The following is a 13,661-nucleotide window of genomic DNA, read 5'->3' on the forward strand; positions in this document are numbered from 1 at the left end:
TCCCACATTCAACCGGGTTCCGCCCGTTGGAGCACCGTCAACTGTGGGAGCGAGCCTGCTCGCGAAGACGGCCTCACAGTCACTACACATCCACAGCCTGGCTCGTTGTGGCTGGCGCGAGAACGCCTGACCTGCCTGCAGGCGCTTTATCCACACGCCACGCTACACCCGCCGCAGGAGGTTCTGCCCGGCTTCAACGAGCCGTGGACCTTCGAGGACGCGCTGGTCGAAGTGGTCCGCGCACGCCTCGGTGCGTTCGGCCCGTTGCCGCTCCCGGCGATTGCCGAACCGCTGGCGCTGCCCCCCTGCACACGTCGCACAAGCCCTCGCGCAACTGGAGCGCGAAGGCTATGTGCTGCGCGGGCATTTCACTCCGGGTGTAGCCGTTGAAGAATGGTGCGAACGGCATCTGCTGGCGCGCATTCATCGCTACACGGTCAAGCGTTTGCGTCGGGAAATCGAGCCGGTAGCACTGCAGGATTTCATGCGTTTTCTGTTCGACTGGCAGCACCTGTCCCCTGCTACGCGCGGTCAGGGCCACGCGGTGCTGCCGGCAATTATCGGCCAGTTGGAAGGTTACCCGGCAGCGGCTTCGGCGTGGGACAGCGACATCCTCCCCGCACGCCTGAAGGACTATTCGCCGAGCTGGCTGGATGACCTGTGCCGCAACGGCAAACTGGTGTGGACGCGCCTCAGTGCCCGGCAGAAAGTCAGCGGCACGGCGTTGCGCAGTACGCCGATTGTGCTGTTGCCGCGCAGTCAGGTCGGGTTGTGGAGTGGATTGGCCGAGCAAACACCGGTCAGCGAACTGTCGCCGAAAACGCAAAAGGTTTATGAGGCGCTGAGTCAGCACGGCGCGCTGTTTTTTCGATGAGCTGATTCACGAGGCGCATCTGCTGCGCACCGAGCTGGAAATCGCCTTGCAGGAACTGGTCGGCGCCGGCCTGGTAAACGCCGACAGCTTCGCCGGCTTGCGCGCCTTGATCACCCCGGCGAGCAAGCGCCAGCAACGCAGCAGTCGTCGTGGGCGCGGTGCGTTTGTCGGTGGCATGGACGATGCCGGGCGCTGGGCATTGTTGCGCCGCGGGCCACGGCAGGAAAGCGCTGAGATAGCGTCACCGGAAACCCTCGAACATGTCGCCATGACGTTGCTGCGCCGCTATGGCGTGGTGTTCTGGCGCCTGCTGGAGCGCGAAGCGGATTGGCTGCCGAGCTGGCGCGATTTGCTGCGCACGTTTCATCGGCTGGAGGCCCGTGGCGAGATACGCGGCGGGCGCTTTGTCAGTGGTCTGGCGGGGGAGCAGTTTGCCTTGCCGGAGGCGATTCCATTGCTGCGCGAGGTACGGCGGCGGGCGCATGACGGCAGTCTGGTTGCGGTGTGCGGGGTTGATCCGCTGAACCTGGCAGGGACGTTGTTGCCAGGGGCGAAAGTGCCGGCGTTGGTGAGTAATCGGCTGGTGTATCAAGATGGTTTGCCGGTTGCTGCCGAGATTGCCGGCAAGCAGGTGTTCTGGACTGAGCTGGATCAGGTGGCCATGGAGCAGGTGCGCAGCAAGCTGATCCGGCATTGATGCCGACAGTTCCGGCCCTTTCGCGAGCAAGCTCGCTCCCACAATGATTTTTGGTGTGCCTACTATTTCAACATCACCCAGAACCCTGTGGGAGCGGGCTTGCCCGCGAAGAGGCCGGAAACCCCACTACACAATCCGCCCATCAAGTACTCGACTTTTGTGGCACCTCGCTTGCTACCCATTCCCCCTCACCCTGCCGCCTGGGCAACAAAACCTGCTGTGGATAAGTCTGCGCGAAATGCACCTCGGCGCTGTTATCCACAAGCTTTTTCAAACGCTGATTGAACGCCCGGCTCACCGCATACTGCCCGCCCGACACGGTACGGAATTGCGCGGTCAGCACCACGCCGTTCAAGTCCATCCTGTCCACGCCAAATACATCCAGCGGCCCTTGCAGGTTGTACTTGAGGAACGGGTCTTCGCGAATTGAATCACCGGTCTGGCGGATCAGTTCGATGGCCTTGTCGACATCGGTGTCGTAGGTGAACTGCACCGAGAAAAACGCGAAGGCAAACTGGCGTGACTGGTTGGTGACTGCCTTGATCTGACCGAACGGCACCGAGTGCACAAACCCCTTGCCGTCACGCAGGCGCAAGGTGCGAATGGTCAGGCCTTCGACGGTGCCGGCATGCCCGGAATCGAGCACCACCCAGTCGCCGATCGACAGCGTGTCTTCAATGATAATGAACAGCCCGGTGATCACATCCTGCACCAGTTGTTGCGAGCCAAAACCGATGGCCAGACCGACCACCCCGGCACCGGCCAGCAGTGGCGCGACGTTGATCCCCAGGTTAGCCATGGTGGTGATCGCGCAGATCACCACCAGGATGATTTTGATTGCGTTGCGCAGCAGCGGCAGGATGGTTTTCACCCGGGTGCTGGGCTGGCGCGACGAGCGTTTGCTGACCGGTGGTTTCAGCGCTTCCTGAATCGCCGTGTCGAGCACCACCCACAACAGCCAGGTGACGAGGAAGATCAGGCCGATGCTGCTCAACGCGTTGCTGATCGCCCGGCCGATCGTACTGCTCTGAGCGAACTCGAGCAGTGAAACGCCCCAGATCCGCCCGAGAATATCGATGAAAGCAACCGCAATGACGATCCGCAGCAAGGCGTGCAACAGGCTGAGAAAGCGTTCCTTGTAAGCGCTGCTGCGCTGGATCGCTTCGGCTTTGCGCGACTTGAACAGGTGCTGGAGGATGGTGCTGAGGAACACCGTGCCGATCAGCAACACCGTGGTGAACAACGCGCAGCGCAGAGCCTTTTGATTGTCCTCGCCGATGCCGATCAGATTCACTGCCGAGACCAGCACCATCAACACAATCGGCCAGTACCAGAGCCCGGAAAAAATCCGCAGTGACTCCTGCAACGACGGCTGCTTCAGGCGCTGGGCCAGCGGCCGGTTGCGAATCAGATGTGCCACCGGCCGGCGCAGGCGAATCACCAGCAGACCGAAGATGATCGAGGCGATCAGCCCGGTGAACACCGCGACGCTGCTGGTGATGTTGCCGCCCAGCTGACGGGCGATCTGCGGGCTGGTCAACGCGTCACTGAGGGCCGCGAGGAAACCGATCAGGAACAGCGGTTTCGGGCAGTAGTTGCGGATAATCCGCGCGGCAGGCCGTTTGTGCCCGACGTTGAACATCACCACCACGCACAACAACATTGAAGTGGAGAAAATACCGCTGCTGGTGGCGTACGCCAGACACAGCGCCAGCGCCCGTCCCACCGAGGCTTGCAGAAAGTGGCTGACGTACAGCGTCAGCGGCAGACAGATCAGCGCCGGCAGCGTGTACGGCAGCAGGTAGCCGACCAGGTCCTGACTGCGCTGCCGGGTCCGCAGCCAACGGCCCTGACTCAGCCGCTTGGCCAGCAGGCTGCCGAGCACGGTCAGCAGCGCAAACGCGCCGAGCCAGACGCCGGACAACATCAGGAAATCCCCGGCGACGCTCCAGCCGGACCGGTTCGACGGCTGGTTGACCAGTTTGTCGACTTCGTCCGCCGCGCGGTCGGCACGCAGGCGCCAGGCATCGACCAGATGTTCATTGAGGTCGAGTTTGTCCTGCACGTCGTCGATGCTCGAACTGATCGCGCCGAGCAGACCGCCCTGCACAATCGGCTCGGGTTTGGCCGGCTCTTCAGCGGCAGCCGGAACCCCCGGCAGCGCAGCGGCTTCGAGTTCGCTGGCGCCGAGAAACAGTAGCGCTCCCAGCAGAATGGCGATCCTGAACTTGATCAAAACTGCGATCCCTCTTGGCTGAACCTGTAAGGAACTGATCGGTGAATGGCGGACAAGTTCGGTTTTTGCCTGAATAACCCCAGTGCCCACTGCATTCCCCTCACCACAGGGTTCACAGCAGACTGTGGATATTTGCGTCAGCGGCAAATATCAAATACCTGGCCCCGTATTTTTCCGCAGGAGCCAAACCACGACACTGCGCTCCATTCAAACCTCTACCGGAGTGCTGTCATGCCCATTGCCTTGCTCGCGCTGACCCTCAGCGCCTTCGCCATCGGGACGACCGAGTTCGTCATCGTTGGCCTGTTACCCACCATTGGCGCCGATCTCGGCGTCAGCCTGCCGTCCGCCGGGCTGCTGGTCAGCCTGTATGCGCTGGGCGTTGCCATTGGCGCGCCGGTGCTGACCGCCCTGACCGGCAAAGTCCCGCGCAAACTGTTGCTGTTGTCGCTGATGGTGCTGTTCACCCTCGGCAACCTGCTGGCCTGGCTGGCGCCCAGTTATGAATCGCTGGTGCTGGCGCGGATCGTCACGGGCCTGGCGCACGGGGTGTTCTTTTCCATCGGCTCGACCATCGCCACCAGTCTGGTGCCCAAGGAAAAAGCCGCCAGCGCGATTGCGATCATGTTCACCGGCCTCACCGTGGCGCTGGTCACCGGCGTACCGCTGGGCACGTTCATCGGCCAGCATTTCGGCTGGCGTGAAACCTTCCTCGCGGTCTCGGCGCTGGGTGTGATCGCCTTCATCGGCAGCCTGCTGTATGTGCCGAACAACATCGCCCACAGCAAACCGGCGTCGCTGTTGCAACAACTGCAAGTGCTGAAACAACCGCGCCTGTTGCTGGTGTACGCCATGACCGCGATCGGTTACGGCGGCTCGTTCATCGCCTTCACCTTCCTGGCGCCGATCCTGCAGGACATCTCCGGTTTCAGCGCCAGTACCGTCAGCCTGGTGCTGCTGGTGTACGGCGTCTCGGTGGCGGCCGGCAATATCTGGGGCGGCAAAATGGCGGACAAGCGTGGGCCGATCAGCGCCCTGAAAATCATCTTCGCCCTGCTCGCCGCCGTGCTGTTCGTACTGACCGTCACCGCCGGCAGCCCATGGCTGGCGCTGGCCACGGTGCTGGTGTGGGGCGCGGTGGCGTTCGGCAATGTGCCGGGGCTGCAAGTGTACGTGGTGCGTCAGGCTGAACATCACACGCCGCAGGCGGTGGACGTGGCGTCGGGGCTGAACATCGCGGCGTTCAACCTGGGGATTGCCGGTGGCGCATGGGGCGGCGGGCTGATCGTCGAACACCTTGGCCTGATTCACACAGCATGGATCGGCGGGCTGGTGGTGCTGGTGGCGCTCGCGCTGACGGCGTGGAGCGGGCGACTGGATCGGCTCGGCCCGACCTATGCCGAAAGCACCACACGAGTCGTCACCGGTCACTGATCAAATAGCTGTCTCAATGATATCCCGCTGTAGGAGCTGCCGAAGGCTGCGATTTTTTGATCTTGAAAAACAACATTAAAAAGATCGCAGCCTCCGGCAGCTCCTACAGACTACCGTCCGTAACGCCGTCGAAACTTTCCCGAACCGCCCACAGTCATCAACAGACACAGGCTGTATGAGGACTGACGACGGGAGGGCGGCATGGCAACGATTCACATCGGTATTTCCGGCTGGCGCTACGCTCCGTGGCGCGGGGATTTCTACCCGAAGGGACTGGCCCAGAAGCGCGAACTGCAATTCGCATCACGGGCGGTCAACAGCATCGAAATCAATGGATCGTTCTACGCCCTGCAACGGCCTGAACGTTATGCGCAGTGGTACAGCGAAACGCCGGACGACTTCGTTTTCAGCGTCAAGGCGCCGCGCTTCATCACTCACGTGCGCCGCTTGCGCGAGATCGAAAAACCGCTGGCGAATTTCTTCGCCTCCGGGGTGCTGGAGCTCAAGGAAAAGCTCGGGCCGATCCTCTGGCAGTTTCCGCCGAACTTCAAATTCGACCCCGAGCGCTTCGAACACTTCCTCTCATTGTTACCCCACGATACTGAGGCGGCCGCCGCCCTCGCCCGCCAGCACGACGCGCACCTGCACGGCCACGCCAGCCTGAAAGCCTGGCGCAAAAAACCGCTGCGCCATGCCGTCGAAATTCGCAACGACAGCTTCATCGATCCCGTTTTCGTGCGCTTGTTGAAACGCTACAACACCGCCCTGGTGATCGCCGACACCGCCGGCAAATGGCCGTATCGCGAAGACCTTACCAGCGACTTCGTCTACCTGCGCCTGCATGGCGCCGAAGAGCTGTACGCCAGCGGCTACAGCGAATCGGCGCTGCAGAACTGGGCCAAACGCATCGACGCCTGGCACCACGGTCAGCAGCCTGGCGATGCGCATCTGATCGCGCCGCGCCTCAAGCCTCGGGCGCGCAAGTCCCGCGAAGTATTCTGCTATTTCGACAACGACATCAAAGTCCGCGCGCCCTACGACGCGCGCCGGTTGCTCCACTGTTTTGAACTGGATAAAACACTCGCCACCGCCCCCGGCGAACCCGCTGCCGAAGGGGTGCTGACATGAGTATTCCAGAACCGGTCGGGTTCACCGACGAGCAGACCCGTGTCGAAGCTCGGTGCGCCGTTTCACCGTGTTGACGGTCAACACCCACAAGGGTTTCACCGCACTCAATCGACGTTTCATCCTCCCGGAGTTGCGCGAAGCCGTACGCAGCGTGGCCGCCGACGTGGTGTTTCTGCAAGAAGTCCACGGCACCCATGAACATCATCCCAAGCGCTACAGCAACTGGCCGACGATGCCGCAGTACGAGTTCCTCGCCGACAGCCTGTGGCCGCAATTCGCCTATGGACGCAACGCGGTGTACCCGGAGGGCGATCACGGCAATGCGCTGCTGTCGAAATTCCAGATCATCCGCCACGACAACCTCGACGTTTCGATCAGCGGCCATGAGAACCGTGGCGTGTTGCATTGCGTGCTGCGCCTGCCGGGCGATGGCGTCGAGGTGCATGCGATCTGCGTGCATCTGGGCCTGCGCGAAAGCCATCGCAATGCGCAACTGAAGCTGCTGGGCGAGCGCATCGCGCAACTGCCGGCTGATGCCCCCGTGATCGTCGCCGGTGACTTCAATGACTGGCGCCAGCGCGCCGATGCGCTGCTCGAGCCCTGCGGCCTGCGCGAAGTGTTCGCCGAACATCACGGCAAACCGGCGCGCAGCTTTCCGGCGCGCCTGCCGACGCTGCGGCTCGATCGTATTTACGTACGCAACCTCAAGGCCAGCCAACCGAAAGTCCTGGCCAACCGGCCCTGGTCACACCTTTCCGACCACGCCCCGTTATCGGTGGAGATCGAACTATGAGCAGCGCACCGCTGGAGAAATCCGCCGTGGAACCGATCAGCATCAACCCGCCGGTACGCGAGCCCGGACCTGTCGATGTCGAGTACAACTGGCAGGGCAACAACCGTGTCGAGTTGCTGGAAAACGGCGAGGAATATTTCCCTCGGGTGTTCGACGCCATGCGTGCGGCGAAGAGTGAAATCCTGCTGGAGACCTTCATCGTTTTCGAAGACAAGGTCGGCGCAGAGTTACAGCAGATCCTGATCGACGCCGCCCGGCGCGGCGTGCGCACCACCGTCAGCCTCGACGGTTTCGGCTGTGGTGAGTTGACCACCGGTTATCTCGCGGCATTGAGCGACGCTGGCGTGCACCTGCAGATGTTTGATCCGGCGCCCAAGCACCTGGGCTTTCGCACCAACTGGTTCCGCCGTCTGCACCGCAAAATTGTAGTAGTCGACGGACTGATCGCGTTCATTGGCGGGATCAACTTTTCCGGCGATCACCTGGCCGACTTCGGCCCCGAAGCGAAACAGGATTACGCGGTGCAGGTTCAGGGGCCGGCGGTCGCCGACATCCATCATTTCGCCCTGCTGCAAAGCGGTCGGCCGGGCCGTGCACGCTTCTGGTGGCAACGTCGGCGCCAGCGTCGGGCAGACATGGCTTTCAACGATCACGACGGTCAGGTGCGCCTGGTGTTTCGTGACAACGATCAGCACCACACCGACATCGAAGACGTGTACTTGCACGCATTGCGCCGGGCCAAACGCCGGGTGGTGATCGCCAACGCCTACTTCTTCCCCGGCTACCGCCTGCTGCGCGAGCTCCGCAACGCGGCGCGCCGTGGCGTCGAGGTGCGGCTGATCCTGCAAGGTCAACCGGACATGCTGGTGGCCAAACTGGCGGCGCGCATGACCTACGACTATCTGCTCAAGGCCGGGGTGCAGATCCACGAATATTGCCAGCGCCCGCTGCACGGCAAAGTCGCCTTGGTGGATGAGGAATGGAGCACGGTCGGTTCGAGCAATCTCGACCCGCTGAGCCTGTCACTGAACCTGGAAGCCAACGTGCTGATCCGCGATCGCACATTCAATCAGCACTTGTTCCAGCGTCTCGAAGACCTGAGCCATAACCACTGCAAGGCGATGGACCCGAGCAAGGTGCCACGCGGACGGATCTGGCACATGACCGTGGGGTTTCTGGTGTTCCACTTCCTGCGGCATTTCCCGGCGATGGCCGGTTGGCTGCCGGCGCACAAACCACGGCTCAAGCCGTTTCGGGGGCACATGTCATGAGCCATCCCCCAGCGCAAGCAGCGCCCGCCGTGCATTCTCGATGGAGTCGCTGGAAACGCCCACTGACGCTGCTGTTCTTCCTCGCGTTGATCGTGTTGCTGACGATGTTTGCCACCCGCATCGAATGGGCGGAAGTGCTGCAGACCCTGGCCGACTTCAAGGTGCGCACACTGCTCATCGCCGCCGGCGTGACCCTGTTGAGTTTTCTCACCTACGCCAGCTTCGACCTGATCGGGCGCACCTACATCCGCCAGGACCTGACCTGGAAACAGATCCTCCCGGTGGGGATCATCAGCTATGCGTTCAACCTCAACCTCAGCGCCTGGGTCGGCGGGATCGCCATGCGCTATCGGCTGTATTCGCGCCTGGGGGTGAGCAAAAGCAACATCGCCAAGATTCTCGGTTTGAGCCTGGCCACCAACTGGTTCGGCTACATGACGATCGCCGGCGCGGTGTTCAGCAGTGGCCTGGTGAGCATGCCGCCGGGCTGGAAAATCAGCAGCGATGCGTTACAGGGCATTGGTGTGCTGTTGTTGCTGCTGAGTGGCGGTTACCTCGCCGCGTGCCAGTTCTCCAAGCGCCGCGAGTGGTCGATTCGCGGGGTGGAAATCAACCTGCCGTCCCTGCGCATGGCCGTTCTGCAACTGCTGCTGGGGGCGCTGAACTGGTCGCTGATGGCGGCGGTGATTTTCACCTTGCTGCCGGGCAAGCTGGATTATCCATTAGTGCTTGGCGTGCTGTTGATCAGTGCGATTGCCGGGGTCATCACCCACATTCCGGCGGGGCTTGGAGTGTTGGAAGCGGTATTCGTCGCGCTGCTGCAGCACGAAGTTTCGCGGGGCAGTCTGGTGGCGGGATTGCTGGCGTATCGGGCGATTTATTTTCTTTTGCCGTTGTTGATCACCGTGGTGATGTATCTGCTGGTCGAGGCCAAGGCGAAGGCGTTGCGGATTGAGAAGACGCCCTCCTGAGTTTTTGGTAATGGCTTGCTCGCGAAGGCATCCGAAAAGACAAAACACACTATGTGGACTGAATAATGCTCAACCGCTCACCCACCACCATCTCGGTAATCCAGTCCACCAGTATCGAGGTGTAGGCCTGCTGCGAAACCGGGTCGCTCAGCGCATGGTCAGCACCGTCGATGATCCGGTGCGTCAGCGAATGCGTCTGCTGACACGCGGCGCGGTAACTCATGATCGTGGCGTGGGGCACGTAGTCGTCGGTTTCCGATTCCACCAACAACACATCCCCGGTGAACTGCGAACAGGCGTGCAAGGCGCGGTTACTGTCGGCACGCACCAGCGTCGCCCGATAGTCACGCAGATCAGCCTTGTCCAGATCCCGCTTGGGTGTATGCCATTGCTCGTCGCGATACAGCGCCGGCACCCGCAGCGCCAGCCAGCGCACCGGGCGCAGCGAGGTGAGAATCGACGCGAGATAGCCGCCATAACTGGTGCCGACTACCGCAATCGCCGAGGTGTCGAGCGCCGGATGCGCCAACAGGCGATCGTAGGCCGCGAGCAAGTCACGCAGGTTATCTTCGCGCGTCACCCGGGTCAGCGGAATGCCGGTGCCACCGGTGTGTCCGCGCAGGTCGAAGGTCAGGCACACACAACCCAGCCCGGCGATGCCCTTGGCGCGCTCCAGGTCACGCTCCTGGCTGCCACCCCAACCGTGCACAAACAACACGCCGGGGACTTTCGATTTGGGACTGAGAAACGTCCCGCTCATCTGTTCGTCATCAATGTCGATCTGAATGCTTTCGCTTCTAGCCGTCATAGGATTTGACCGTTACGTATTTGAGGAGAAAGTCGCTGTTCTCGGCCGGGCCGCGATAGATTTCGATGGCGTCCGCCGGCAGGCTTTGATCACCGTAGGTTTCTACGGTTGACACACGGATCGCCCGCATCTGCGGAGCGTTGACAAAGCTCTGCAGCGCGGCCAGTTCAGCGCTGCTGGCACCGCCCATGCGCCAGGATTGTTCGAGCACACCGCTGCGCGATTTGCCATTGCTGTCCAGGCCTTGAGCGATGTCGTAGTTGCGCCGCGAGGCATAGAAACCCGGGTAGGCTTCGTCTGCTGCCCGGTCAAACGTCCGCGCTTGCTCGATGGCCAGCCGCACGTCATCCGCTAAATCCAGCGCCAGCAACTGATCGTAACCGCCCTGCACCACCAGCAGATTCGAACCGCCGTAGACGTCCTCGCCATGGCCGTCCTGAGTCAAGTATTGATCACCGCAGTAGCTCAGCACCTTGCCGCCGATGAATGACTGACCGACGCTGTGGGTGACCACCTTGCTCAAGTCCTGCTCCAGCACCACGCCATCGCGGAACAACGCTGCCGCATCCGCTCGTGCGAGGACCTCGTCGAACGCGTCGAGGCTGTTGATAACTTCCTGACCGCGACCGGCACAGGCGTGAATCGGCTTGAGGCGAATGGGGCCGCTGTACAGCAAGTGTTCGGCGGCGGGCCGCGCGTCCTCCAGGGCAAACACGGTCAAGCCATCGAGCACCACGTCGCGCACACGCTCGCAGAACTGCGGCGCCCAGCCTTGCGGCGCGTAGGCCAGATGGCTGCGCAGGCCGTGACTGATGGCTTTGGTGCAGATGAAATCGTGTTCGACGAATCCGCCCCATAAATCATCCGCGCTTTTGATGCCCAAGGCCTGTGCCTGACTGGCGCCGACAATGGTTTGCGTCGGCAGCCAGTACAGATCACGACCGCGGTGTTTTTCCGGGTCGTAGCTGCCAGCAAATCTGAGCCCGAGAATCTGCGCCAGCCAACGGGCCAGCGCCTTGTTAGTCTGCACTTCATGGTGTGGCGCGCCAGCGCGCACCGAGTGCGCGACGACGATTTTTCTGCCTGGCGTCGGGGTCATGCATCCCCCTTGCAGCGGATCGGTGAATGGAGTGATGAACGGTGCAGAGATCAGGCCAATCGGGGGGCTGTGGAAAACTTCGGCAAATCAAATGCTTGCCGAAAACGTGATGGCATCAGGCCCGTTTCAATCTGCACGACCGGGCGCCAGGGCCCGGTAATTTGCACGATTTCAATAGCCCCAGATTTCAATGTGGGTGGGGGCCTGCTCCCATAGGTCATGGCGTGTCTGGACTATCCCGAGACACCAAACCGCGCCCGATAATCACTTGGCGTCAGCCCGGTGATTTTCTTGAAGATCGCGCGAAACGCGCCGGGGTCCTGATAGCCCACAGTCCATGCAATGTGATCGATAGTGCCGTTGCTGTATTCCAGCAACTCTCGTGCCTTGCCGACCCGCAGATGCTGGCAATACTCGGTCGGTTTCAACCCGGTCGCCGCACGGAAACGACGCAGAAACGTGCGCTCCTCCAGCCCCGCCCGCTCTGCCATCGAGGTCAGCGAAACATCAGTGGCGCCGGTGCTCTGCAGCCAATGCTGAACCTTGAGAATCGCCGCGTCGCCATGACTGAGGATCGGTGCAAAATTGCTCCCGCAGGCACTGGCGCTGTCGCTGTGCTCCATCACCAGAAAGCGCGCGGTGCCGCTGGCGATGCTCGGCCCGAGCAGCCGGTCGACCAGGCGCAAGCCCAGTTCCGACCAGGCCATCAGCCCGGCGGTGGTGATCAAGTCGCCGTCATCGACAATCGGCGTATCCGCCTTGAGCCGGATGTTCGGATAACGCTCGGCAAACGCCTTGGCCGAGGTCCAGTGCGTGGTGGCGCTACGCCCGTCGAGCAGGCCGCTTTCGGCCAGCAGCATCGACCCCACACAGACACCGCCGAGGGTTGCACCACGGGCATGCTGATCACGTAGCCATTGCAACCATTGCGCTGAAACGCTGGCCGCAGAAAAGCTGCCGAGGGACGGTGGAATCAGCACTGCCAGCAAATGACTGTCAGCGCCGGGATGACTGTCGTACACCCGCTGCGGCGTCTGCCCGGTGTCGGCTTTCCAGTGACTGACGCGCAGCACCGGTAACTGCGCCGCCTGACGCTCGGCAGCGATCCGGTTGGCGACCGCAAACAGATCGTTCAGCCCATGCACCGCCGCCAGTTGCACGCCCGGGTACATCAGTACGCCCAGTTCCACCGTGGCGGCCCTTTCTGCGCCCATGTCAGTTTTCCCCTGCTTATTGTCGGTCCGGCCAATCCTCGAAACGTCGGCCAGCGCCAATACTGAATCCACTTCCAGCCCATGCATCGAGGACACACCCATGACCAGACAAGCGCTCATCGTAGTCGATATCCAGAACGACTACTTCCCCCAAGGCAAGTGGCCGTTGGTGGGGGCTGAAGCCGCCGCCGACAACGCCGCACGGCTGCTCGCCGCGTTCCGCGAAGCGGGCGATCCGGTGGTGCACATTCGCCACGAATTCACTTCGGCCGACGCGCCGTTTTTCACCCCGGGCTCGGACGGCGCAAAACTGCATCCCAAAGTACTCAATCGTCCGGACGAACCGGTGGTGCTCAAGCACTTCGTCAATTCGTTCCGGGAGACCGAGCTGCAATCGATTCTCGATGAACAAGGCATCAGGGATCTGGTGATTGTCGGCAGCATGAGCCACATGTGCATCGACGGCATCGCCCGTGCGGCAGCGGACCTGGGCTACGGCGTCACGGTAATCCACGACGCCTGCGCCTGCCGTGACCTGGAATTCAACGGCGTCACGGTGCCTGCCGCTCAGGTCCACGCGGCATTCATGTCGGCACTGGGTTTCGCTTACGCGAGCGTGGTCTCGGCCGAGGAGTTTCTGGGGCGCTGATCCATCACGACACACCCGGTAAAAACTTGCGCCCGCCACGTTGCGGGCGTTTTTCGTCTGTCATGAAAATCTCACGCGTGAGCCATTGATGGCACTTTGAATTGGTTGTAGTGTGGCTCACGCGTGAGATGTTCATAACGGAGTCATTGCCATGAAAAGCCGCTTCCCCCGCTGTTGCGTCAGAGAGCCCAAAGGGAGAGCGCTCGAAACCGTCCGCGAAAAAACCGTCGAGCTTCTACATGAAGCAGATGCGCGCGGGCCTGGCTGCCGCCGGTTATGTGAAACACGAAACTTGGGTACTTCCGGAAAACCGAAGCTTGCTCAAGCAGATGGAGCAACAGCTACGCCAACCGATTCTGGCTGGCTCATTCATGTCGGAGAATTACATGAGCGCAGGCAACAACTGGAACATCGATAGCCTCTTCAACGCCCTCAAGGCACTGGACGAGGTGGCTTCGCACGAGATCACGCTGTCTCTGATCCAGAG

General features: G+C 61.7%; 9 protein-coding genes and 3 pseudogenes. 8 read left to right on the forward strand and 4 right to left on the reverse strand.

Going from position 1 to position 13,661, the window contains the following annotated elements; all coding sequences use genetic code 11:
• A pseudogene (locus HT737_RS12005) lies at positions 1 to 1,571 on the forward strand (ATP-dependent DNA helicase); the annotation flags it as partial.
• A 142-nt stretch (positions 1,572 to 1,713) separates the two neighbouring features.
• Here HT737_RS12005 and HT737_RS12010 read toward each other — a convergent pair.
• Positions 1,714 to 3,807: a mechanosensitive ion channel family protein gene (locus HT737_RS12010; protein ID WP_182402648.1), complete on the reverse strand. Its 2,094-nt coding sequence runs from the start codon at positions 3,805 to 3,807 to the stop codon at positions 1,714 to 1,716.
• Positions 3,808 to 4,038: 231 nt separating this feature from the next.
• On the opposite strand from HT737_RS12010, the gene HT737_RS12015 reads away from it, so the two are divergent.
• The 5 genes and pseudogenes from HT737_RS12015 (at position 4,039) to HT737_RS12035 (ending at position 9,404) form a co-directional block, all read left to right on the forward strand.
• Positions 4,039 to 5,241 carry an MFS transporter gene (locus tag HT737_RS12015; protein ID WP_182402650.1) on the forward strand — a complete coding sequence of 401 codons (1,203 nt, stop codon included), beginning with the start codon at positions 4,039 to 4,041 and terminating at the stop codon, positions 5,239 to 5,241.
• Positions 5,242 to 5,442: 201 nt separating this feature from the next.
• Positions 5,443 to 6,369 carry a DUF72 domain-containing protein gene (locus HT737_RS12020; RefSeq protein WP_182402652.1) on the forward strand — a complete coding sequence of 309 codons (927 nt, stop codon included), beginning with the start codon at positions 5,443 to 5,445 and terminating at the stop codon, positions 6,367 to 6,369.
• Positions 6,366 to 7,162: pseudogene (locus tag HT737_RS12025) on the forward strand (endonuclease/exonuclease/phosphatase family protein). The gene HT737_RS12020 and the pseudogene HT737_RS12025 overlap by 4 nt, the downstream one beginning before the upstream one ends.
• Positions 7,159 to 8,433, forward strand: coding sequence for a cardiolipin synthase ClsB (gene clsB / locus HT737_RS12030; protein ID WP_131671514.1), 1,275 nt, complete (start codon positions 7,159 to 7,161; stop codon positions 8,431 to 8,433). The pseudogene HT737_RS12025 and the gene clsB overlap by 4 nt, the downstream one beginning before the upstream one ends.
• Positions 8,430 to 9,404 carry a lysylphosphatidylglycerol synthase domain-containing protein gene (locus HT737_RS12035; RefSeq protein ID WP_182402656.1) on the forward strand — a complete coding sequence of 325 codons (975 nt, stop codon included), beginning with the start codon at positions 8,430 to 8,432 and terminating at the stop codon, positions 9,402 to 9,404. The genes clsB and HT737_RS12035 overlap by 4 nt, the downstream gene beginning before the upstream one ends.
• Positions 9,405 to 9,453: 49 nt before the next feature.
• Here HT737_RS12035 and HT737_RS12040 read toward each other — a convergent pair whose 3' ends face one another.
• The 3 genes from HT737_RS12040 to HT737_RS12050 all read right to left on the reverse strand — a co-directional run bounded on the left by HT737_RS12040 (position 9,454) and on the right by HT737_RS12050 (position 12,525).
• Positions 9,454 to 10,212: a S9 family peptidase gene (locus HT737_RS12040; protein ID WP_047296890.1), complete on the reverse strand. Its 759-nt coding sequence runs from the start codon at positions 10,210 to 10,212 to the stop codon at positions 9,454 to 9,456.
• Entirely contained in the window at positions 10,202 to 11,311 is a 1,110-nt protein-coding gene (locus HT737_RS12045; protein WP_182402658.1) for a DUF3182 family protein, read from the reverse strand. The genes HT737_RS12040 and HT737_RS12045 overlap by 11 nt, the downstream gene beginning before the upstream one ends.
• Before the next feature lie 233 nt (positions 11,312 to 11,544).
• The gene (locus HT737_RS12050; protein ID WP_121187840.1) at positions 11,545 to 12,525 is read right to left on the reverse strand and encodes a GlxA family transcriptional regulator; all 981 of its coding nucleotides are present in this window, start codon (positions 12,523 to 12,525) and stop codon (positions 11,545 to 11,547) included.
• A 100-nt stretch (positions 12,526 to 12,625) separates the two neighbouring features.
• Here HT737_RS12050 and HT737_RS12055 point away from each other — a divergent pair, with 100 nt between their 5' ends.
• The gene (locus HT737_RS12055) at positions 12,626 to 13,174 is read left to right on the forward strand and encodes a cysteine hydrolase family protein (RefSeq protein WP_047296893.1); all 549 of its coding nucleotides are present in this window, start codon (positions 12,626 to 12,628) and stop codon (positions 13,172 to 13,174) included.
• A gap of 239 nt (positions 13,175 to 13,413) precedes the next feature.
• Positions 13,414 to 13,661, forward strand: a pseudogene (locus HT737_RS12060) (DUF2170 domain-containing protein); the annotation flags it as partial.

Source organism: Pseudomonas sp. MD195_PC81_125 (assembly GCF_014060985.1).
In the GTDB taxonomy this organism is placed as follows: Bacteria; Pseudomonadota; Gammaproteobacteria; order Pseudomonadales; family Pseudomonadaceae; genus Aquipseudomonas; species Aquipseudomonas parakoreensis.